We start from the raw sequence: 23154 nt of genomic DNA on the forward strand, positions 1-23154 counted from the left end.
AGCAGTAGCTATTATTCCATAATAGCTACTAGAGGAAGCGTAAATCTGAGCATTTAGTGATAAGGACGGAGCGAATTTTGCTCCGTTTTTCTTAATTCTTTATCCCACATATAGCTGGCAGTAATACCCCAAATGATTGAAGCTTTACTCTATACAGCAATCCTGACCCTCCAGGGGATATACACTTCGCATTACGTGGGCAACATTCCAACTTCCGCGGAAGCAAAGAGGAGATTTTGATTTATTGGAGTTGATACTTGTGAATAGTATGTTTATTTGGAATAATTAAGATAGCATTGATCTATTACTATCTACCTGCATTCTAACCTATATACTGTTGCATAGTGAAACAGAAGGTGAAATCGCCTATAGCAAAAAAAGGTTGACTGAATGATCATTCATATTTTATAGTAGGGATACATAAGATTTTAAATGAAGTTATTTTTCTGAAAAATGGAATCGCTATCATGGTGGTTATAAATCTTTCATTGTTAGTAACAATGAAAATTTCACATTATAATAGATTACTACATGATTAGGGGGAGCGAATGAATGGAAACATTTCTGCTTATTAACGCATTGGCCTTTGTAGCAATCACAATCTATGGTATTTACCTATTCGTTAAGGTTGTGGCAACTAGAGTAGCCTATATTAGGCTAGGCAGAAAATCAGAATTTGATCGTGATTTCAAAGAAAGATTCAGAAGAATTGGAAAAATTGTGTTTGGACAATCAAAATTATTAAAGGATAAAAAATCCGGTATTATTCATGTCATGATGTTCTATGGGTTTATTCTTGTCCAATTCGGTGCTATTGATATGTTTATAAAAGGGCTATCTCCGGACAATCACTTACCACTCGGTATATTCTATCCAGGGTTTGTATTCTTCCAAGAGTTAGTTACATTAATGATTCTTGTCGCAGTAGCATGGGCATTTTATCGCCGTTATATGGAAAAGCTTGTCCGACTGAAGCGAGGGTTTAAAGCGGGACTAGTGCTAATATTTATTGGGACTTTAATGATTTCCGTGTTATTTGGAAATGGAATGGCACTTCTATGGCATGGACATGATCCGACTTGGACTGAGCCAATTGCTAGTTCCATAGCATTAGTATTTGGATGGATTACACCGACGGTAGCAATGGTACTATTTTATATAGCATGGTGGGTGCATACAATTACAATTCTAACTTTCTTAGTTTATGTACCACAATCTAAACATGCTCACTTATTGGCTGCGCCTGTAAATGTGTTTTTAAGTAAGCGTGTACCAGGCAAGCTAAAAAAACTTGATTTTGATATGGATGAAGAAGCAGACGAAGAAGAGATTTCTTTCGGCGTAGGCAAGGTAGAAGATTTTGAGCAGCATCAAATGATAGACTTCTACGCATGTGTCGAGTGTGGTAGATGTACAGATGTATGCCCTGCAGCTGGTTCAGGAAAAATGCTGTCACCAATGGACATAATGATTAAAGTACGTGATCATTTGACGGAGAAGGGCGCAGCTATTACTGGTAAATCACCATGGGTTCCTGCATATGCTTTTTCAAATACTCAAGGAAACAGTGCAAGTGCAGATAATGAAGCAGCAGCAACGGTTCAAAGCGCAAGTCTTATCGGAGACGTTATTACAGAAGAAGAATTATCAGGGTGTACGACATGTCGAAATTGTGAGGATGCGTGTCCGGTAAATAATGAACATGTAGGAACTATTATTGATATGCGCCGCTATCTTGTTATGACGGAAGGGAAAATGGATCAGGACGTCCAACGTGCGGTGATGAATATTGAAAGGCAAGGAAACCCTTGGGGACTGTCTAAAAAAGATCGAATCAAGTGGCGAGAGCAGGATGAAGCAGTATATATCCCTACAGTAAAAGAGTTGAAGAAAGAAGATAAGGAATTTGAATATTTATTTTGGGTAAGCTCAATGGGGGCTTATGATAGCAGAAGTCAAAAAATTGCTATTGCATTTGCTAAATTAATGAATCAAGCAGGTATAAGCTTTGCAATTTTAGGCAATAAAGAGGCCAATTCAGGAGACACAGCTCGGAGAATAGGAAATGAGTTTTTATTCCAGGAAATTGCTGAGAAGAACATTAAAGAATTCACAAAAAATAATGTTCAGAAAATCGTTACCATTGATCCACATGCTTATAATATTTTTAAAAATGAATACCCTGATTTTGGATTTGAAGCTGAAGTATACCATCATACGCAATTACTATATGATTTAGTTCTAAATGGAAAGCTTGAACCACAACGTGAAATAAATCAGCGTCTAACTTATCATGATTCATGCTATTTAGGAAGATATAACGGAGTGTATGATCCTCCTAGAGAAATACTTCGTTCCATTCCAGGATTAGAATTAGTAGAGATGAATCGCAGCAAGGAGAATGGTATGTGCTGTGGTGCTGGCGGGGGACTTATGTGGTCAGAGGAGACAACCGGTAACCGAATTAATGTAGCACGTACGGAGCAAGCGATGGCAGTACAGCCAAACATGATATCTAGTGCATGTCCATACTGTTTAACAATGATAAGTGATGGTACAAAAGCAAAAGAAGTAGAAGAGGATATTAGCACGATGGACGTAGCAGAAATACTTGCGTTATCTGTGTTTAGAGAAGAAGAGGTAAAGAGTGCTTAAGCAGCTAGTTATATATTACGTTTATTATATTTATGGAAAAGCAACGGTTTACTCAGAGAAATGTGAGGGGGAGCCATCCTCCTCTATTTTCCAATAAATGAAAAGCAACGTCGCGTCTTGGTTGGAGGTTATGCCAAGCTTTTTATTAGAAGATTGTTTGAGCGAGCGTTCAATCATAAAGAAAGCGTAATCAAAAAAAGAAGGGATGTTTTAAGATGAGAAAATCAGTAATTATCGCAGGTGCAAGAACGCCTTTTGGTAAATTTGGAGGTGCGTTAAAGCCATTAACGGCATCGCAACTTGGCGGTAAGGCAATTGGAGAAGCATTAAAACGTGCGGATATGAATGGCGCAGATATTCATGAAGTGATTATGGGAAATGTTTTGCAAGGTGGACAAGGACAAATACCATCTCGTCAAGCAGCAAGAGAAGCAGGTATTCCATGGGAGGTAAAAACAGAAACCATTAATAAAGTATGTGCTTCTGGATTACGTAGTGTAACACTAGCTGATCAATTAATTCGGCTAGGTGATGAAGAAGTAATTGTAGCTGGAGGAATGGAGAGTATGAGCAATGCCCCGTATATTCTTCCTGATGCTCGGTGGGGTAATCGCATGGGTGATAAGAAAGTAATCGATATGATGGTCCACGATGGCTTAACCTGTTCCTTTAAGGGTGTTCATATGGGTGTTTATGGAAACTCAACAGCTCAAGAGTACGAATTGACTAGAGAAGAGCAGGATGAATGGGCGTACCAAAGTCATCAACGTGCAGTTAAAGCGATAGAGGAAGGGAAATTTGCTAAAGAAATCATTCCAGTAGAAATCCCTCAGCGTAAAGGGGATGCAGTTATCGTTGATACGGACGAAGCCCCTCGGAAAGATACAAGTCTAGAAAAATTAAGTACGTTAAGACCTGCCTTTGACACGGATGGAACGATTACAGCTGGGAATGCTCCTGGTGTTAACGATGGTGCTTGTGCCTTTGTGGTAATGTCAGATGAAAAAGCTGAGGAACTGGAAAAAACACCACTTGCAATCATCCAAGGGCATACAGAAATAGCTGTTCCTGCGAAAGATTTTCCGAAAACACCAGGGCTTGTTATTAATAAGCTGCTAGAGAAGACAGGGTATAAAAAGGATGATATTGATTTATTTGAAATCAATGAGGCTTTTGCGGCAGTTTCGTTAGCAAGTGGAAAGATAGCAGGAATTGATAAGGAGAAGGTAAATGCGAACGGAGGAGCGGTCGCTTTAGGACATCCAATTGGAGCGAGCGGAGCGAGAATTATCTTAACGTTAATATACGAATTAAGACGCAGAGGCGGTGGTTTAGGTATTGCTGCTATTTGTAGTGGCGGTGGCCAAGGGGATGCAATATTGATTGAGGTACCGAAGTAATAGCAATAAACGTATATACAAAGGGATTCTAAAGGAGGTAAAACATGGAAATTAAACGAGTTATGGTAGTTGGCGCAGGACAAATGGGAGCAGGTATTGCACAGGTGTGTGCACAATCAGGTCTCAAAGTACAATTGAATGATAACAATGCTGTTGCATTGGAAAGAGGGATGCAGACGATTCAGAAGCTATTGGATCGGTCTGTGCTAAAAAAAAGGATAACAGAGCAAGAAAAATTGGAAACGCTACAACGCTTATCTGTATCAGAAACGCTACAGGATGCTTCCAAAGCTAATTTAATTATTGAAGCGGTTATTGAGAATATGGAGGTAAAGACAAACATTTTTCGCCAATTAGACGTCATCGCTCCCGTCGATGCGATTCTTGCGTCTAACACCTCATCCTTACCAATAACCGAAATAGCTGCAGTAACAGACAGACCGGAGCAGGTTATCGGTATGCATTTTATGAATCCTGTTCCGGTAATGAAGCTCGTTGAAATTATTCGCGGCTTACAAACAAGTGATCAAACCTACCAAATCATTGAAGATATGGCGAAGAAATTAAGTAAAACACCAATTGCGGTCAATGATTTTCCGGGTTTTGTTTCCAACCGAATCTTGATGCCGATGATTAACGAAGCCATTTATACATTATATGAAGGTATAGCCTCCGTAGAGGATATTGATACATCTATGAAACTAGGAATGAATCATCCGATGGGGCCACTTACACTTGCAGATTTTATTGGCTTAGATACATGTCTATATATTATGGAAGTTCTTCATGAAGGCTTTGCGGATAGTAAGTATCGCCCTTGTCCGTTACTTAGACAATATGTCAAAGCTGGTTGGCTTGGGAAAAAGTCAGGAAAAGGTTTTTATGTGTATAACTGATTCAACATGAATCGACAAAAGGGGGAATACTAATGGTACAGGTAACCGAAGAGCAAAAAATGCTACGTAAAATGGTAAAAGATTTCGCAGAAACAGAAATCGTTCAAGAAATCCCACGGATGGAAGCAGAAGATAGATTTCCACGAGAAGTCTTAAAGAAGATGGGGGATTTAGGGTTAATGGGTATCCCAATCCCAGAAGAATATGGCGGAGCTGGAATGGATTACACATCCTATATTCAAACCATTCACGAAATTTCAAAAGTTAGTGCAACCATTGGTGTTATACTATCTGTCCACACTTCTGTGGGAACAAATCCAATTCTTTATTTTGGGACTGATAAACAAAAACAGTACTACTTACCAAAATTAGCATCTGGTCAATATATTGGTGCTTTTGCATTAACGGAGTCTGGTGCTGGTTCAGATGCAAGTGGTTTAAGGACAAGGGCAGTAAGACATGGAGACAAGTATATATTGAACGGATCAAAAATTTTTATCACAAATGGTGGAGAAGCAAATACATATATCACTTTTGCTCGTACTGGCGATGGAAAGAAGGATATAAGCGCTTTTATCGTTGAGAAAGACACGCCTGGATTAAGCATTGGGAAAAGAGAAAAAAAGATGGGATTACATGGATCTAATACCGTTTCTTTAACATTTGATCAATGCGAAATACCACAAGAGCAGCTGCTAGGAAAAGAAGGTGAAGGATTTAACATAGCCATGCATAATTTAAATATTGGAAGAATTGGAATCGCAGCTCAAGCTTTAGGTATAGGTGAAGCAGCTGTGCAATATGCAACAAATTATGCAAAGGAACGAAAACAATTTGGTGTGTCTATTGCAGATAATCAAGGAATCTCCTTTAAATTAGCTGATATGGCAACTCGATCAGAAGCTGCAAGGTTACTTGTTTATCAAGCTGCTTCTCTTGTTGAACAGGGGAACGACTGTGGGAAGGAAGTTTCCATGGCAAAACTATATGCATCGAAGGCTGCTGTTCAAAATGCCATTGAGGCAGTGCAAATATATGGTGGTTATGGTTATACCGAGGATTATCCTGTGGAAAGGTTATTTAGAGACGCCAAGATTACCGAGATTTATGAAGGTACTAGTGAAATACAGCATATCGTAATTGCCAAACATCTACTTAATAACTAAGGGGGGACAGTAATGAACTTTCAACTGTCAGATGAACAGCAAATGCTGCGAAAAATGGTTGCAGAATTTGCCAAAAAAGAGGTTGAACCAACCGCAGCTGAACGTGACGAAGAAGAACGGTTTGATAGAGAAATCTTTCATAAACTGGCTGAACTAGGATTAACGGGGATACCTTGGCCAGAAGCATATGGAGGAATAGGCGCAGATTACATGAGTTATGTCATTACTGTAGAGGAGCTTTCCCGTGTTTGTGCTTCGACAGGAGTTACGCTATCTGCGCATGTATCATTGGCGAGCTGGCCAATCTACAAATATGGAAATGAAGAACAGAAAAAGAATTTCCTTACACGGCTAGCTACAGGTGAAGCGCTTGGAGCGTACGCACTGTCTGAGCCAGGGGCTGGTAGTGATGTTGTCTCCATGAAAACCACGGCAAAGGAAGAAGCGGATCATTTTGTTTTAAATGGAAACAAGGTGTGGATTACTAATGGTGGTGTAGCAGATATTTATATCGTATTTGCAAAAACAGATGCAGATAAGCAACATAAAGGAATTAGCGCATTCATTGTAGAAAAAGGTACAAAAGGCTTTACATTTGGTAAAAAAGAAAAGAAGTTAGGTATACGTTCCTCACCTACAACAGAACTCGTATTTGAAAATTGTCGAGTTCCTAAAGAGAATCTGTTAGGTAGTGAAGGTGAAGGGTTCAAAATTGCAATGTCAACGCTAGATGGAGGACGCAATGGAATAGCTGCACAAGCGCTAGGTATTGCCCAAGGAGCATTAGATGCTGCTGCCGCTTATGCAAAAGAAAGAGAACAATTTGGCAAGCCTATCGCTCATAATCAGGGTATTTCTTTTAAACTTGCAGATATGGCAACGGAGATAGAAGCGGCAAGACTTTTAACTTATCAAGCTGCCTGGCTAGAGTCGGAGGGGCAGCCTTATGGAAAAGCTTCGGCCATGTCAAAGCTGTTTGCAGGGGATGCAGCGATGCGGATCTCGGTTGAAGCGGTTCAGATATTTGGTGGTTATGGCTATACGAAAGATTATCCAGTTGAACGGTTTATGCGTGATGCCAAGATTACACAAATATATGAAGGTACCAATGAAATACAACGCTTAGTAATAGGAAGAATGATAACTTCCGGAAAGTAGATCGGTAGAAGTAGGAGGTGAAGAAGAATATGGATCCCATTCTTTCTTCCATAAAAGATCAAGAGTTAGTAGAAAAGCGCAGAAATCAAATGATTAAAGGTGCAATGACGCTTTTTAAAGAAAAAGGATTTCATCGTACGACGACCAGAGAAATAGCTAAGGCATCAGGCTTCAGCATTGGAACCTTATATGAATATATTAGGACGAAGGAAGATGTGCTATTTCTTGTATGTGATTCTATTTATCAGCAGGTGTCTGAACGTTTAGAAGCGCAGATTGATTTGAATAATTCGTCTGTGGATCATTTTAAAAATGCAATTCGTTCATATTTCCGATTAATGGATGAAATGCAAGAAGAAGTACTTATTATGTATCAGGAAGTGAAATCTTTAGAAAAAGAGATAAAAGAATATGTATTGCAAAAGGAAAGAGACATGGTATCTATGCTTGAGCGTGTCATCTCTACTTGTTTTCCCGGTTCAATTTCTCAGCGAGATCGAGAATTGCTAGCAAATAATATTTTTATACAAGGACAAATGTGGGGGTTTAGAAGATGGATGCTACAAAAACAATTTACGCTTGAAGAGTACATGGATAGACAGATCCATTTTTTGATGAGCAGTATAACTGCTTCGGAATAAATCCATCACCGATTACTTCTTAAATTCAATATATCAAGATTTACAAAAAAGTACTACTGCATATGTATGCTATTTTTAGACTTCTAAATATTAAAAAATAGTGAAACCGTAAAAAGCTTCATATTTTTTCTGCTTAATTGCTAGCATAAACCCTGTATATTTGTTTATAATGTATGGTATGGTTAAAGGTAGTAGGAAGACTACTAGAAATACTTATTCAATAAACAAATAGTTAAATTAGGCAAAATAAGCCATCAATATACAAGTAAAGGGAGTGCGTTACCGTGAGCTTGAAAAATTATAGCCACGAAGAAATTCAACATATGTCTATGATTGAAGTAGCTAATTTAATTCTTTTGGATGAGAAAAAAGCTTTTCATTTTAAAGACGTATTTGATAAGATAGCAGAATTAAAAGGATTTACAGACGGAGAAAAAGAAGCTAATATTGCCCAATTTTATACGGATTTGAACGTAGATGGTCGTTTTATTACTACTGGTTCAAATATGTGGGGATTAAAACGCTGGTATCCTGTAGAGCAAATGGATGAAGAAGTTACCGTCGCACCTAAAAAGAAGAAAAAAGCGAAGAAGAAAAAAGAAGAAGATGTAGAAGATGATTTAGATGTTGTAGAAGATGATCTAGAGATTTTTGAAGACGATTTTGATATCGATGATATGGATGAAGAGATTGATGAGGAATTCGATGAAGAATTTGATGAAAATGATGAGGATTATGAAGAAGACGATGACGATAATGAAGAGTTAGAGCGTTAAAAGTGTTAAATAATGGATTTGAAGTAAGCTTGACTTTTTATAGCTGGATCAGTACAATTTAAATTGGGCTCTTTTATTTTAATTATCGAAGCGTTTCCCCATCCAACTTGGGGAGGCGCTTTTATTATTTTTCAGCAGATAAGTACAAGATAAATGTAATAGATAAAGCTACCCATCATTTACCCATTCATTTAACAAATCAAGATAAGAAAATCATGTAAAGAAAGAGGGAAAGACGATGACAAAGTATATATTTGTGACTGGAGGAGTTGTATCTTCTTTAGGGAAAGGAATTACAGCTGCTTCCTTGGGACGTTTGTTGAAAAATCGCGGTCTAAAGGTAACTATTCAAAAGTTTGACCCATATATTAATGTTGATCCTGGAACGATGAGTCCTTATCAGCACGGGGAAGTATATGTAACCCAGGACGGCGCGGAAACAGATTTGGACTTGGGGCATTATGAACGATTTATTGATATTAATCTGAATAAATATAGTAATATAACAACCGGTAAAGTCTATTCGAGTGTAATTCGTAAAGAACGTAGAGGCGATTATTTAGGTGGAACAGTTCAAGTCATTCCACATATTACTAATGAAATTAAAGAGCAAGTTTTTCGTGCCGGTGAAGCAACAGGTGCAGATGTAGTGATAACCGAAATCGGTGGCACAGTAGGTGATATTGAATCCTTGCCATTTTTAGAAGCAATTCGTCAAATCAAGAAGGATGTAGGAAGAGATAGTGTAATGTATTTGCATTGTACGCTTGTTCCTTATATTAAGGCTGCTGGTGAAATGAAAACGAAGCCTACCCAACATAGTGTTAAAGAGTTACGTTCGCTAGGAATTCAACCTGATGTAATTGTATTACGTACAGAAAGTGCGATTAGCAAAGAAATGAAGGAAAAAATTGCTTTATTCTGTGATATTAATGAAAAAGCGGTTATAGAAATGCGAGATGCAGATACGCTATATCAAGTGCCTATCTCCTTGCAGGAACAGCAATTAGATCAACTAACATGTAGTCATTTTGGACTTGATTGCCAAGAAGCAGATATGGAAGAGTGGAAAACGCTTGTATCTAAAGTACGTAATTTATCCAAAAAAGTGGATATCGCACTTGTTGGGAAATATGTTGAATTACCGGATGCATATATTTCCGTTGTCGAAGCATTAAAACACGCTGGTTTTGTTTATGATGCAGATATTAATGTACATTGGATTAATTCTGAGAAGCTAGATCAGGAAACGATTCATAAATCTTTAGAAAATGTAGATGGTATCTTAGTTCCGGGAGGATTTGGAGATCGTGGTATAGAAGGGAAAATTGTAGCTATTCAATATGCTAGAGAAAATAAAATCCCATTTTTGGGAATTTGTTTAGGGATGCAACTAGCAACAGTTGAGTTTGCTCGTAATGTACTGGATTTGCAAGGAGCACATTCAGCAGAAATTGATCCGAGTACACCTTATCCAATTATTGATTTATTACCAGAGCAGAAAGATGTTTCTGACTTAGGTGGTACATTGAGGTTAGGTATATATCCTTGCAAGCTTCAAGACAATACGAAAACAAGAGCAGCTTATGATGGTGAAGAATTTATTGAAGAAAGACATCGACACCGTTACGAGTTTAACAATGCGTATCGTGACCAAATGATAGAACATGGATTTGTCTTTTCTGGTACAAGTCCAGATGGTCGACTTGTTGAAACAATTGAAATTGAAGATCATCCATGGTTTGTTGCTAGTCAATTTCATCCGGAGTTTACCTCCCGTCCAACAAGACCTCAATCGTTATTTAAAGGATTTATTGGAGCAGCAGTAAAACAAAATGAAGCGAAAAAATAATGGATCAAGAGGCTGGGACAAAACCCAGTAGAATAAAAAAGTGTCACGCACCAGTTGATTGGTGTGTGACACTTTTTTATCTAATTTAATAATTTTTGTACGCAAAAAGGATACCTTCTGATAAAGTTAAAGTAACCACACCATAACAGAATCGGAGGCATCCTTTTATGTTTAAACATTATAACATGAATCAAATAATTTTGCCGCTAGATTTAGAAATCAAACTTCAAGAAAATGATATAGCTTACACCATTCATCATGTCATAGAGAGTATCTCAGTTCAGCTTGTAAGGATTGCCTCTGGATTTATCTTACATATAATAGGCAGTAAGCCCCCACCTCACGCAATGATGAACCCAATATGGATAAGTGGGGATCGACTGCCAGTAAATGTCCGATTGGTTTAAAGGCCTTTAGATCATACCCTTGTGGTACGAACAATCAGTGAGGGTATACAAAATCCCCACTGATTGAAGTTTCACTTTATAAAAGCGTTTCACTATTTTGTCAGGCGTACGCGCTTTGGTTGCCCACTTTTCGCTGGAGTCTTTCCTCCTTTTAAAAAACCCTCTTCTGTTGCTTTAAGGGAAATGAATGTTTTTTTGTACTAAGTTAAGAAAGTATAAAATCGGTGCAATGACTGCGTTAAGCCAAGTAGTTATTTTGAAATGTTAGATGTATATTGGTGCTCCGACTAATTACTTCGCTTTCCGAGGGCACGGCCTCAACTAACTTTGCAAAGAAGAACACGTTGCAAAGTGGATTTTCGGCTCGCGCAATTCCCGCAGGAGTCTACGTAATTAGTCTCCGCTATGAGAAGGTGCAACAATACTGTCATAAGTAATAGGTTGACTTTTTTTACAATGGGTAAAGTGAAAATCGCTATCCGTGAGTATAAAAGCAGCTGTGTTACTTCATGCTAGCGTTGTAGAGCCTAATAATAGCGAAGGGCGGCCACTTCAACTCCTGTGGGAAATGTTTGACCTGAAGATCCACTTTTTTGAGCGGGTTTTGCTAAAAAAGTTAGCTGAAGGACAAACCCCACGGAAAGGGAAGTGGGCAGCCGGAGTGGTGGTCAAGCAGTAGCTATTATTCCATAATAGCTACTAGAGGAAGCTTAAATCTGAGCATTTAGTGATAAGGACTGAGCGAATTTTGCTCCGTTTTTTTAGGTCTATTTCCTTGCGCTTCTTACGAGTTGAGTATGTATAATCAGTAAAAACCTAATATGACAGCAGGATATCATCTTGTTCATATAGAATATAAGTGATGGGGGATAAATGCTTTTGGAAAGGGGATATTCATTATATGAAAAAGAAAATTTTAATTGTCGATGACCAACCTGGAATCTGTATGCTACTGACAGATATCCTTACAAATGAAGGTTATCATGTGGAAACTGCGAAAACAGGTAAAGAAGGATTGGACAAAGTCACTTCCTCTTCTTTCCAATTATTAATGATTGATTATAAGCTGCCAATTTATAATGCATTCGAGGTAATACGATTGATGAATCAAACAGGTGTATCTACACGAACTATTGTAATGAGCGGTATAACAGAAGAAGTTATTCGTGAGAATGAAGATTGTAGCAACGTAGAAAGTGTGCTAACGAAGCCTTTTAATATCCAAGAAGTATGTGATTTGGTCAAATCAATTATTGGTTGACTAGCAGGATTGTTGCGACTTTGAGTTGTTGTTGGTATTCTAATATTGTAATTAAATTATTTTCAAATAGGTGCATAGTTCATCTAAGAGGAGGATATATATGCCATTAGTATCAATGAAAGAGATGCTAGAAAAAGGGAAAGACAATGGTTATGCAGTTGGTCAGTTCAATTTAAATAACCTGGAATACGCACAAGCGATTCTTCAGGCAGCAGAAGAAGAGAACTCCCCAGTAATCCTTGGGGTATCAGAAGGTGCTGCTAAATATATGGGTGGCTTCAACGTTGTTGTATCAATGGTGAAGGCACTTATGGAATCGTATGGTACAACCGTACCTGTTGCTATACATTTAGATCATGGTTCAAGTTTTGCTAAGTGTGCAGAAGCTATTCACGCTGGCTTTACATCCGTAATGATTGATGCATCTCATGATCCACTTGAAGAAAACATAGCAATTACTAAAAAGGTTGTGGAACTAGCTCATCTTCATGGTGTATCCGTTGAAGCTGAATTGGGAACAGTTGGTGGTCAAGAAGATGATGTGATAGCAGACGGTGTTATTTATGCTGATCCAAAGGAATGTAAAGAATTAGTGGATCAAACTGGTATTGATTGTTTAGCTCCAGCGCTTGGTTCAGTGCACGGACCATACAAAGGAGAACCCAATTTAGGATTTAAAGAAATGGAAGAAATTCTTTCAACTGTTAAATTACCGTTAGTTTTACATGGTGGTACGGGAATCCCTACTAAAGATATTCAGCGTGCTATTTCTTTAGGTACTGCGAAAATCAATGTGAATACGGAGAACCAAATCTCTCAAACAAACGCTGTACGTCAAGTATTAAAAGATAAGCCTGAGCTTTATGATCCACGTAAATACCTAGGACCTGGTACAGAAGCAATCAAGCAAACCGTTATTGGCAAGATGCGTGAATTTGGTTCATCACAACAAGCATAATCGGTAACAGCTTATTAGTTAGGAGGCGACAATCAATGAAATTCTTTATTGATACAGCCAATATTGATGAAATTCGTGAGGCAAATGCACTTGGCGTTTTAGATGGTGTCACAACTAACCCAAGTTTAGTTTCTAAAGAGGATGTATCTTTTCACGATCGATTACGTGAAATCACAGAAGAAGTTTCTGGATCTGTGAGTGCAGAGGTGATTTCCGAGGATGCAGAAGGAATGATTCGTGAAGGGAAAGAACTTGCGGCAATCGCACCAAACATAACAGTTAAAGTTCCAATGACATTGGAAGGACTAAAAGCTGTTAAAGCATTTAGCGAATTGAATATTAAAACCAACGTTACGCTAATTTTCAATGCTAATCAAGCGCTACTTGCTGCGCGTGCAGGAGCTACGTATGTTTCACCTTTTCTAGGTAGATTAGATGATATTGGCCATGACGGTATGGTATTAATTGAAACCATTTCAGAGATATTTAATAAACATGATATTCATGCACAAATAATTGCGGCTTCTATACGTCATCCACTACATGTTATAGATGCTGCTAAAAAGGGTGCGCATATTGCTACTATTCCGTTTAAAGTATTGGAGCAGCTGGTAAAACATCCATTAACTGATCAGGGAATCGAGAAATTCCTTGCTGATTGGAATAAGCAAAAATAATTGCATAATAATGGAAGAAGTACACATCCTAAGGAACAGAAGCAGCAGTACTTGCTGCAAATAAGTTTGCAAGTCAATGTTAGCATAATTCGATGCTAATCATGTTCCTTGCCTAAGTGGGGTTATCTTAATGCAAAAAATGTTAGTTGAAGGTGGCCATGTTCTAAATGGCAAAGTACGAATCAGCGGAGCGAAGAATAGTGCTGTAGCGCTATTGCCAGCCGCGATTTTAGCTGATTCTAATGTAACTATTGAAGGACTACCAGAGATTTCAGACGTATATACATTAGGCGATTTACTTGAGGAAATCGGTGGTACGGTTTCCTGGGATGGACAAACCGTTCATATCAATCCTGAGAATATGATTGCCATGCCTCTCCCTAATGGGAAAGTGAAAAAGCTTAGAGCCTCCTATTATTTTATGGGAGCAATGCTAGGAAAATTTAAAAAGGCAGTTATCGGACTTCCGGGTGGTTGTTTTTTAGGACCACGTCCAATCGATCAGCATATTAAAGGGTTTGAAGCACTTGGTGCAGAGGTAACGAATGAACAAGGAGCTATTTACCTTCGGGCGAATGAACTTAGAGGTGCAAGAATCTACCTTGATGTTGTAAGCGTTGGTGCAACAATCAATATCATGTTAGCTGCAGTAAAGGCAAAAGGAAAAACAGTTATTGAGAATGCTGCAAAGGAACCTGAAATAATTGATGTGGCTACACTGCTTACGAATATGGGAGCAAAAATAAAAGGGGTAGGTACGGATGTAATCCGGATTGAAGGAGTACCTTCGCTTAATGGTTGCAGACATACTATTATCCCTGATCGTATTGAAGCAGGTACTTACACGATAGCTGCTGCAGCACAAGGGAAAGAGGTTATCATCGATAATGTAATTCCTCCTCATTTGGAATCACTTTTAGCTAAGCTACGTGAGATGGGGATATCTATTGAAGAGAGTGCGGAACAGTTACTTATTGCTCCTAAAAGTCCATTGAAAAGTGTTGATATAAAAACACTTGTTTACCCAGGATTTCCGACAGACCTACAACAGCCATTTACTACCTTGTTGACGAAAGCGGTAAATACGGGTGTGGTTACAGACACGATTTATTCTGCTCGCTTAAAGCATATAGATGAATTAAGAAGAATGAATGCGTCTATTAAAGTAGAAGGTGGATCTGCTATTGTCTCTGGCCCCGTTCAGCTACAAGCTGCTAAAGTTAACGCTACGGATCTCCGAGCAGGTGCCGCATTAATAATTGCTGGACTTATGGCAGATGGAGTTACCGAAATAACTGGACTCGATCATGTTGATCGAGGATATGAGAAAATCACAGATAAATTAACCGACCTAGGTGCTAAAATTTGGCGTGAAGAATTGACAGATCAAGAAATTATACAACTACAGAATTCTTAGAGAGAAGTTAGCATAAGGTTAGGGAATACCTTTGTAAAAATTCTTCTCGGGATGAGGATATTTTACAAAAGGGAGAGATACGTAATGGAAAGAAGTTTAACAATGGAATTGGTTCGGGTTACCGAAGCAGCCGCATTAAAATCTGCTCGTTGGATGGGTAGAGGTAAAAAAGATGAAGCAGATGATGCAGCAACAACAGCTATGCGTGATGTATTTGATACTATTCCAATGCAAGGTACTGTAGTTATCGGTGAGGGAGAAATGGATGAAGCTCCAATGTTATATATTGGGGAACAGCTTGGCACAGGTCATGGACCTGGAGTAGACGTTGCTGTTGATCCACTTGAAGGTACAAGTATTGTTGCAAATGGTTCATGGAATGCACTAGCAGTTATTGCTATTGCTGACAAAGGTACATTATTACATGCACCAGATATGTATATGCAGAAAATTGCTGTTGGACCAGAGGCTGTTGGGAAGATTGATATCAATGCATCAACGATAGAAAACCTTCAGGCAGTAGCAAAGGCAAAAAATAAAGCTGTTGAAGATGTTGTGGTAACTGTTCTAGATAGACCTAGACATGAGAAATTGATTCAAGAAATTCGTGACGCAGGAGCGCGTATTAAATTAATTTCTAATGGTGATGTAGCAGGTGCAATTAACACCGCTTTTGATGAAACGGGTGTAGACATTTTACTGGGAACTGGTGGTGCTCCTGAGGGGGTTATAGCTGCAGTTGCATTAAAATGTCTAGGCGGTGAAATGCAAGGGAAGCTCGTGCCATCTAACACAGAGGAAGAAGAACGTTGTGAAAAAATGGGAATAGCTGATTTGAACAAAGTACTTACGATGAAAGACTTCTGTAGTGGTGATGATGCTATTTTCGCGGCTACTGGTGTAACAGATGGTGAATTACTAAAAGGTGTACAATTTAAGGGTACAAAGGCTAAAACAGAAACCATTGTAATGCGTGCGAAAAGTGGTACAGTACGATTTATTGATGGTGCGCATAGCCTGCAGAAAAAACCTGATCTTGTTATTAAACCAGAATAACGTATGAAAATAATGAAATGTGGTTACAACTGTTGTGTGTAGCTATACTTTCTTTTTTAGAGATGATAGAAAAGGAAGCCAGTCAAGTGTAGTGGCTTCCTTTTCTATATAAACTACAAAATTTAGCATGTGCTGTATTTTAAAAGCGAACAATAATTGGAATTAGTGATATACGTAATAAATAATCACTAGCTACCTCAATGTAAATGATGACACAACCTCTAAATCTTTAAGATTTTCTATGATATTTGTCATTATGGTGTTGAATATTAATCATCAAAAGAGTATTATGGTATATGTTTAATACATGATTATATCGTTGGACTTCTAATCTAGCTTCCGAAATTTTCTTCATTTCTACAAGGACAGACCTTCCAAAAAAGAAGTGAAAATCACAAACTCGTAATAATGCAATGGGTTTTAGTAATTATATTTTTTCTATGTTTAATATTAAATAGGCGTGGTGATTTTATGGCAGGATTAACTATCTCCCATCTGGAGACGTTAACATTGAAAGAAATTTATGCATTAGCAAGGGAGTATAAAGTCTCTTATTATGCAAAGTTAACGAAAAAAGAACTTATTTTTGCAATTTTAAAAGGACAGGCTGAAAAAGATGGGTATCTATTTATGGATGGGATTTTAGAGATTATTCCATCAGAAGGATTCGGCTTCTTAAGACCTATTAATTATTCCCCGAGTGCAGAGGATATTTATATATCTGCATCGCAAATTCGTCGCTTTGATTTACGAAATGGGGATAAAGTATCTGGTAAAGTTCGTCCACCTAAAGAAAATGAAAGATATTACGGGTTATTACATGTAGATGCGGTAAATGGTGATGATCCTGAAACAGCGAAGGAAAGAGTTCACTTCCCAGCTCTAACGGCATTGTATCCAGATCGTCTAATGAAACTTGAGACAGAAACAAATAAATTGTCTACGCGTATCATTGATTTAATGACACCGGTAGGTTATGGTCAACGAGGTTTAATTGTTGCACCCCCTAAAGCTGGTAAAACAATGCTTCTAAAAGAGATCGCAAACAGTATTTCTGAAAACCATCCAGATGCAAAGCTTATTATTCTACTTGTTGATGAACGTCCAGAGGAAGTAACTGATATTGAAAGATCTGTACATCCTGATGTTGATGTAGTAAGTTCTACATTTGATGAAGTACCAGAGAGTCATATTAAAGTTTCAGAATTAGTGCTGGAAAGAGCAATGCGTTTAGTGGAGCATAAACGTGATGTTATTGTGCTAATGGATAGTATTACGCGGCTGGCGCGAGCATACAATCTGGTTATCCCTCCAAGCGGGCGTACACTTTCTGGTGGTATTGATCCTGCGGCATTTCACCGTCCAAAACGATTCTTTGGAGCAGCGAGAAATATTGAAGAAGGCGGAAGCTTTACAATTCTTGCTACAGCATTAGTTGATACAGGATCACGGATGGATGATGTAATTTATGAAGAGTTCAAGGGCACAGGTAACATGGAATTACATTTAGATCGTAACCTTGCCCAACGTAGAATCTTTCCTGCAATTGATATTCTACGTTCAGGTACAAGAAAAGAAGAATTACTTGTAGAAAAAGCCCATCTAGATAAAATGTGGGCAATCCGTAAAACAATGCAAGATTCAAATGACTTCCTCGAACGTTTCCTAAGGCGGCTTAAATCTTCAAAAAATAATGAAGAATTTTTCCAATTAATGGACGAAGAAATGAAACGCCGTGGCACTAAGAGGTAAAGCGTCAACTTCAATTATTTAATTCTATACTATTGCATTCAGATGGCCAGACTGTTATAATCTTTTTATGTGAGTTTAGATAAGGTATTGTACCTATGACGGCTCTTACAATAACTCTGTTTCCAAAGGACTCAGGGCAAAAAGGAGTGGAATAACATGAAAAAGGAAATTCATCCAGAATACAGAAAAGTAGTATTTCTTGATACAAGCTCAGATTTTAAATTCTTGAGTGGTTCAACAAAGTCTTCTGACGAAACAATTGAGTGGGAAGATGGTAACACATACCCATTGATTCGTGTGGAGATCAGTTCAGAATCACATCCTTTCTACACTGGTAAACAAAAAGCTGATAAAGTTGGCGGCCGCGTAGATCGATTCAAGAAAAAATATAATATGAAATAAATAGCAGGAACACGTTGATGTCCTAGCTAGAATTATTGAAAATAACCTTAAAAACAGGCAAAACGTCTAATCTTTGCCTGTTTTTTACTTTTTACTACGAGAGAATGTGGAAAGAGGACGAACCAGACGTTATCATGTTATTCTGATATATTAACAGCGTTTTTTAATAAATGCTTTATTTCCATGTAAGGTAAAATAAATGACGGGTAAACTACTAAGATACATTGTAATTATTGAAAGAGAGGACACTTATCATGTATGTGATGAAGCAAAGTGGTTGGGTCGAAGTAATATGTGGCAGTATGTTCTCTGGTAAATCTGAAGAACTAATCCGCCGTGTTCGTCGAGCAACCTATGCAAACCTATCAGTACGAGTGTTTAAACCAGCTATTGATAATCGATATGAAGAAGAGGCAGTTGTTTCGCATAACGGTACTTCAATTATTGCTAGACCGGTGAGTAGTTCAGATGAGTTATTAGAGCATATGGATGAAAAAGTAGACATCGTTGGCATTGATGAGGTCCAATTTTTTGATGAGAATATAGTTGACACAGTTGAAGAATTAGCAAATAAAGGGATTCGTGTGATTACTGCTGGCTTGGATACAGATTTTCGCGGAGAACCATTTGGACCAATGCCGAAGCTAATGGCTTTAAGTGAGTCGGTGACGAAGCTGAATGCCATCTGTCCGATTTGCGGTTCACCAGCTAGCCGTACACAACGTTTGATTAATAATAAGCCCGCTTCGTATGATGATCCAATTATTTTAGTCGGAGCATCGGAGTCTTATGAGCCAAGATGCCGCCATCATCACGAAGTGCCTAATAAACCAACGAATGCTATTTTAAATAGCTTATCGAAGCTATCAAGATCAAGGGGTTGACTAAAAGCAGCTCCATACCTACATACTGGAATATACTCGCTTTCTGCGTCCAGCCCTCTTGGGCTTTACATCGTTTCTTTTTTCGCAGGAGCCTCGTATATTCCAGTTTCTATATTAAATATAATCCCCACTAATTGCAGTTTCGCTTTATATATCCTTTGTTTTTACTGTTTAAAAGCGTTTTAAACCCGATAAACTGGTTGTATAAGAATAGAATGATAAGAAGGAAGTACAAGCGACAACTAAACATTTGGTTTTAAGTTAAAATTGTTTTGTACTTCGCTGTATAACAATGCATAAATATATTCTGTATGTGTAATAGAAAAAATCATATAATAGATGAGCAAGTGGGTATAACTTTGACCTCATAACGTGAGTATACTATAATTATACTGTTAATCAGAAAGAGGTGGCCGTGATGCTAGAACGTTTACAGTCTTTAGAAGATCGTTACAATAAATTAAATGAAATGTTAAGTGATCCGGAAATTATAAATGATTCCAAGAAACTACGTGAATATTCAAAAGAGCAAGCTGGGCTGGAAGATGTTGTTCAAGCTTTTCGAGAGTATAAAGATATGACATCCCAACTGAAGGATGCAAAGGAAATGCTAGAAGATAATCTAGATGAAGAAATGCAAGAAATGGTGAAATTGGAGATAACCGAGCTCAACGATAATATAGTAGAACTAGAAGATAAAATGAAGATTCTTCTATTACCAAAAGACCCCAATGACGATAAAAACGTGTTCATGGAAATTCGTGGTGCAGCTGGTGGTGATGAAGCAGCACTATTTGCTGGAGATTTATATCGTATGTATTCTCGCTATGCAGAGCAGTATGGCTGGAAAATTGAAGTAATGGAAGCGAGTACGACAGGTGTTGGTGGCTATAAAGAAATTATCTTTATGATAAACGGTAAAGGCGCTTTTTCTAAACTTAAATTTGAAAATGGTGCACATCGGGTTCAACGTGTTCCGGAAACAGAATCCGGAGGAAGGATTCATACCTCTACAGCGACCGTGGCAGTCCTACCGGAAGCTGAGGAAGTGGAAGTGGATATTCATGAAAAGGATATCCGTGTTGATACGTTTGCATCCAGCGGACCTGGTGGGCAAAGTGTTAATACTACGATGTCAGCAGTACGTCTAACACATCTTCCAACTGGAGTTGTCGTTTCGATTCAAGATGAAAAATCTCAAATTAAAAATAAAGAAAAAGCTATGAAGGTACTTCGTGCCCGTATTTATGATAAGTATCAACAGGAAGCACAAGCCGAGTATGATGAAAATAGAAAATCTGCTGTTGGTACTGGAGATCGTTCGGAGCGTATTCGTACGTATAATTTCCCGCAAAATCGTGTGACAGATCATCGAATCGGTTTAACTATACAAAAGTTGGATCAAATATTGCAAGGTAAACTAGATGAATTTATTGACGCATTAGTTATGGAAGAGCAAACTAAAAAGCTGGAGCAAATTGGTGAATAGTATGAAAAAGAATAGGCAATATGAAGTCCTCGAATGGGCTTCTCTTTTTTTAGAAAAGCATCATAGGGAAAAAAGAGTAGCAGAACTTCTTCTGCAGCATCACCTACAGGTTTCACGCTCTGAATTTTTTGTGACAATGCGTGACTCCGTACCGGAAGAAGTGATAGCAAGATATGAAAAGGATATAGTGAAGCATGCTAAACAAGGGGTACCCATTCAACATCTGATTGGCTATGAATCATTTTATGGTAGAACATTCCATGTTAATCAACATGTACTTATCCCGAGACCAGAGACAGAAGAGCTTGTACAACATGTTATACAATATACAAATTCGAAGATTGTGGATAAGATACCAACAATTGTGGATGCGGGGACTGGAAGTGGCATTATAGCGATTACACTTGCGTTAGAATTAAAAAATGCCTCTATATATGCCACTGATATATCTAATAAAGCATTGGCTACAGCAAGAGAAAATTCTCAGCATTATCATACCAATATACGTTTTTATCAAGGAGATTTTTTAATACCATTAATAGAGCAGCATATGCAGGTAGATATTATTGTTTCAAACCCTCCTTATATATCAAGAGATGAGGTATCAGAATTATCGGATACTGTTAAGAATTTTGACCCCGAGCTTGCCTTATTTGCCGATGAAAATGGACTTGCAGCATATAAACAAATTCTATCCCAGTCTAAACAGGTATTACGTAAGAATGGCTGTATTGCATTTGAAATTGGTCATGAACAAGGTGAAGCTGTGACATTCCTAGTGAAAAAAACGTATCCTAATAGTGACATAAACGTTCTAAAGGACATAAACGGCAAGGATCGTATCTTGTTTGCAAAGCTATAAAAATATGATTTTATCGAATACTAGTTTAAATTTATCACTTCCTGACAATACTGTTTTCTATAGTTAGTAGGGAGGTACAGGATAATGAAGAAACTAGTATTTTTTGTTTTTATAATAGTTATTCTTATGTTAAGTATACCTGCACAAATTACCGGTAAGGATACCGATGAAAAGGGTATGAATCAATCGTATCAAGTAATACCTGATGATGCCATTCGCTTACGAATTCTAGCGAACAGTGATAGTGAGGAAGATCAACAATTAAAAAGACTTGTACGAGATCGAGTAAATGAAGAAATCACCAAATGGGTAGAAGAGATTACAGACATTGAAGCAGCTAGAAGATTAATAGAGGAACGTACACCAGAAATTAAGGAAATAATAGCTAATGCTATGGATGAATCAGGTAATTCTAATGCTTTTCAAGTGAAATATGGAAAGAACGTAACGTTTCCAGCAAAAGTGTATGGTTCATACGTCTACCCAGCTGGTGAATATGAAGCGGTTCTCATCACGATAGGTAAGGGACAAGGTGCTAATTGGTGGTGTGTTCTATTTCCTCCATTGTGTTTTCTTGATTTTTCAAATGGTACTAGTGCTGTAGCTGCTGAATCGAAGGAGAAAAAGGAAGCAGAGGAGCAAGAAATGGCAAAGCAAGAGGAAAAAACGGAGGTCAAATTTTTTCTATTTGAATGGCTAGGGTGGTCATAGATATACCATTTTTTGCATAGAATGAGGTAAATGGTTAAAGACTATTAAATCTAGATAGAGGTGAATAAAATGAATTTAATTCCAGCTTATAAAGCTTCTTCTGAACAAATAGAGCATTTTTTAAAAAATAACCCTAATGTGAATCAAGAAAGTCTACTTCGGAAAGGGTATGTGGTTGAATTAAGAGGAGAGATAGAAGGTTGCTTTATACTAGAAGAAATGGAAGAAGGAACTTATTGGTTAAAGCAACTATATATTACACAATCAGAAGCGGCGCATCTTCCTGTTTTATTAGAATCTATCCTTTTAATGGCTAAGCAGCAGCATGCTGAGCGAGTATATGTGCATAGTCATCAGCCGGTTGTTGATATCTTATTGGAAGCGTTACAATTCCATCCACAAAAGGAAAAAGTTTTCGTGGATAAGTATGATAAATCAAACGGTAATTGGTGGTTGTATCATGTGTCCTAAGGAATTCCACAAACATATCAACAAAAACTGTGGATATCCACCGTATTTATTGTGGATAAATGTGTATAATTCAAACATTAGTTAGTATAACTAAATTATTAAAGAATAATGCTGTGGATAAATTGAATTGTGATGATGTGTATAACTTAACTCTCTATAGTTATCTAGTTGAAGGGAAATTAAGATGAGTCACTTCTTGCTTTCTATGGGAAATGCTTAGAATACTCTAGGATCAACAGCTGCTTGTTCATTTAGGAATCGAC

Annotated in this window: 22 protein-coding genes; all 22 read left to right on the top strand. The window is 37.8% G+C overall.

All coding sequences use genetic code 11. The annotated features are described in order from the left end of the window. Nucleotides 1–552: 552 nt before the first annotated feature. The 22 genes from ABDZ84_RS13735 to ABDZ84_RS13840 all read left to right on the top strand — a co-directional run bounded on the left by ABDZ84_RS13735 (nt 553) and on the right by ABDZ84_RS13840 (nt 22891). Nucleotides 553–2655 (top strand): (Fe-S)-binding protein, encoded by a 2103-nt coding sequence (locus ABDZ84_RS13735; RefSeq protein ID WP_026681812.1) that lies wholly within the window; start codon nt 553–555, stop codon nt 2653–2655. A 215-nt stretch (nt 2656–2870) separates the two neighbouring features. Then, nucleotides 2871–4055 carry an acetyl-CoA C-acetyltransferase gene (locus ABDZ84_RS13740; protein WP_026681811.1) on the top strand — a complete coding sequence of 395 codons (1185 nt, stop codon included), beginning with the start codon at nt 2871–2873 and terminating at the stop codon, nt 4053–4055. A gap of 44 nt (nt 4056–4099) precedes the next feature. Next, nucleotides 4100–4951 carry a 3-hydroxybutyryl-CoA dehydrogenase gene (locus ABDZ84_RS13745; protein ID WP_026681810.1) on the top strand — a complete coding sequence of 284 codons (852 nt, stop codon included), beginning with the start codon at nt 4100–4102 and terminating at the stop codon, nt 4949–4951. 32 nt (nt 4952–4983) lie between these two features. Next, nucleotides 4984–6117, top strand: coding sequence for an acyl-CoA dehydrogenase (locus ABDZ84_RS13750; protein WP_026681809.1), 1134 nt, complete (start codon nt 4984–4986; stop codon nt 6115–6117). 12 nt (nt 6118–6129) lie between these two features. Beyond that, nucleotides 6130–7275, top strand: coding sequence for an acyl-CoA dehydrogenase (locus ABDZ84_RS13755; protein WP_026681808.1), 1146 nt, complete (start codon nt 6130–6132; stop codon nt 7273–7275). 29 nt (nt 7276–7304) lie between these two features. Beyond that, a complete protein-coding gene (locus tag ABDZ84_RS13760) occupies nt 7305–7916 on the top strand; it encodes a TetR/AcrR family transcriptional regulator (RefSeq protein ID WP_034679226.1) in 612 nt (203 codons plus the stop codon). Nucleotides 7917–8200: 284 nt separating this feature from the next. Continuing rightward, a complete protein-coding gene (gene rpoE, locus ABDZ84_RS13765) occupies nt 8201–8692 on the top strand; it encodes a DNA-directed RNA polymerase subunit delta (protein WP_026681806.1) in 492 nt (163 codons plus the stop codon). 238 nt (nt 8693–8930) lie between these two features. Continuing rightward, complete coding sequence (gene pyrG, locus ABDZ84_RS13770) at nt 8931–10544, top strand: CTP synthase (protein WP_026681805.1); 1614 nt, start codon at nt 8931–8933, stop codon at nt 10542–10544. A 167-nt stretch (nt 10545–10711) separates the two neighbouring features. Continuing rightward, on the top strand, nt 10712–10951 hold the full coding sequence (locus ABDZ84_RS13775) for a hypothetical protein (RefSeq protein WP_026681804.1): 240 nt from the start codon (nt 10712–10714) through the stop codon (nt 10949–10951). Nucleotides 10952–11432: 481 nt separating this feature from the next. Then, on the top strand, nt 11433–11630 hold the full coding sequence (locus tag ABDZ84_RS13780; protein WP_166530104.1) for a hypothetical protein: 198 nt from the start codon (nt 11433–11435) through the stop codon (nt 11628–11630). 222 nt (nt 11631–11852) lie between these two features. Beyond that, entirely contained in the window at nt 11853–12212 is a 360-nt protein-coding gene (locus tag ABDZ84_RS13785) for a response regulator (protein ID WP_026681803.1), read from the top strand. Nucleotides 12213–12312: 100 nt separating this feature from the next. Further along, nucleotides 12313–13170: a class II fructose-bisphosphate aldolase gene (locus ABDZ84_RS13790; RefSeq protein ID WP_026681802.1), complete on the top strand. Its 858-nt coding sequence runs from the start codon at nt 12313–12315 to the stop codon at nt 13168–13170. Nucleotides 13171–13205: 35 nt separating this feature from the next. Further along, a complete protein-coding gene (gene fsa, locus ABDZ84_RS13795) occupies nt 13206–13847 on the top strand; it encodes a fructose-6-phosphate aldolase (RefSeq protein ID WP_026681801.1) in 642 nt (213 codons plus the stop codon). A gap of 130 nt (nt 13848–13977) precedes the next feature. Continuing rightward, the gene (locus ABDZ84_RS13800) at nt 13978–15264 is read left to right on the top strand and encodes a UDP-N-acetylglucosamine 1-carboxyvinyltransferase (RefSeq protein WP_026681800.1); all 1287 of its coding nucleotides are present in this window, start codon (nt 13978–13980) and stop codon (nt 15262–15264) included. A gap of 84 nt (nt 15265–15348) precedes the next feature. Then, nucleotides 15349–16320 carry a class II fructose-bisphosphatase gene (gene glpX, locus ABDZ84_RS13805; RefSeq protein ID WP_026681799.1) on the top strand — a complete coding sequence of 324 codons (972 nt, stop codon included), beginning with the start codon at nt 15349–15351 and terminating at the stop codon, nt 16318–16320. 471 nt (nt 16321–16791) lie between these two features. Continuing rightward, complete coding sequence (rho, locus tag ABDZ84_RS13810; RefSeq protein ID WP_026681798.1) at nt 16792–18072, top strand: transcription termination factor Rho; 1281 nt, start codon at nt 16792–16794, stop codon at nt 18070–18072. 156 nt (nt 18073–18228) lie between these two features. Next, a complete protein-coding gene (locus ABDZ84_RS13815; RefSeq protein WP_026681797.1) occupies nt 18229–18474 on the top strand; it encodes a type B 50S ribosomal protein L31 in 246 nt (81 codons plus the stop codon). 254 nt (nt 18475–18728) lie between these two features. Further along, nucleotides 18729–19358, top strand: a complete 630-nt coding sequence (locus tag ABDZ84_RS13820) for a thymidine kinase (protein WP_026681796.1) — start codon at nt 18729–18731, stop codon at nt 19356–19358. 418 nt (nt 19359–19776) lie between these two features. Further along, nucleotides 19777–20847, top strand: a complete 1071-nt coding sequence (gene prfA, locus ABDZ84_RS13825) for a peptide chain release factor 1 (protein ID WP_026681795.1) — start codon at nt 19777–19779, stop codon at nt 20845–20847. A 1-nt stretch (nt 20848) separates the two neighbouring features. Further along, nucleotides 20849–21709, top strand: a complete 861-nt coding sequence (gene prmC / locus ABDZ84_RS13830; protein ID WP_026681794.1) for a peptide chain release factor N(5)-glutamine methyltransferase — start codon at nt 20849–20851, stop codon at nt 21707–21709. A gap of 84 nt (nt 21710–21793) precedes the next feature. Further along, a complete protein-coding gene (gene spoIIR, locus ABDZ84_RS13835; protein ID WP_026681793.1) occupies nt 21794–22420 on the top strand; it encodes a stage II sporulation protein R in 627 nt (208 codons plus the stop codon). 69 nt (nt 22421–22489) lie between these two features. Continuing rightward, complete coding sequence (locus ABDZ84_RS13840; RefSeq protein WP_026681792.1) at nt 22490–22891, top strand: GNAT family N-acetyltransferase; 402 nt, start codon at nt 22490–22492, stop codon at nt 22889–22891. Nucleotides 22892–23154: the final 263 nt, after the last annotated feature.

It is taken from the genome of Virgibacillus salarius (assembly GCF_039521925.1).
Lineage (GTDB): Bacteria > Bacillota > Bacilli > Bacillales > Amphibacillaceae > Virgibacillus > Virgibacillus salarius.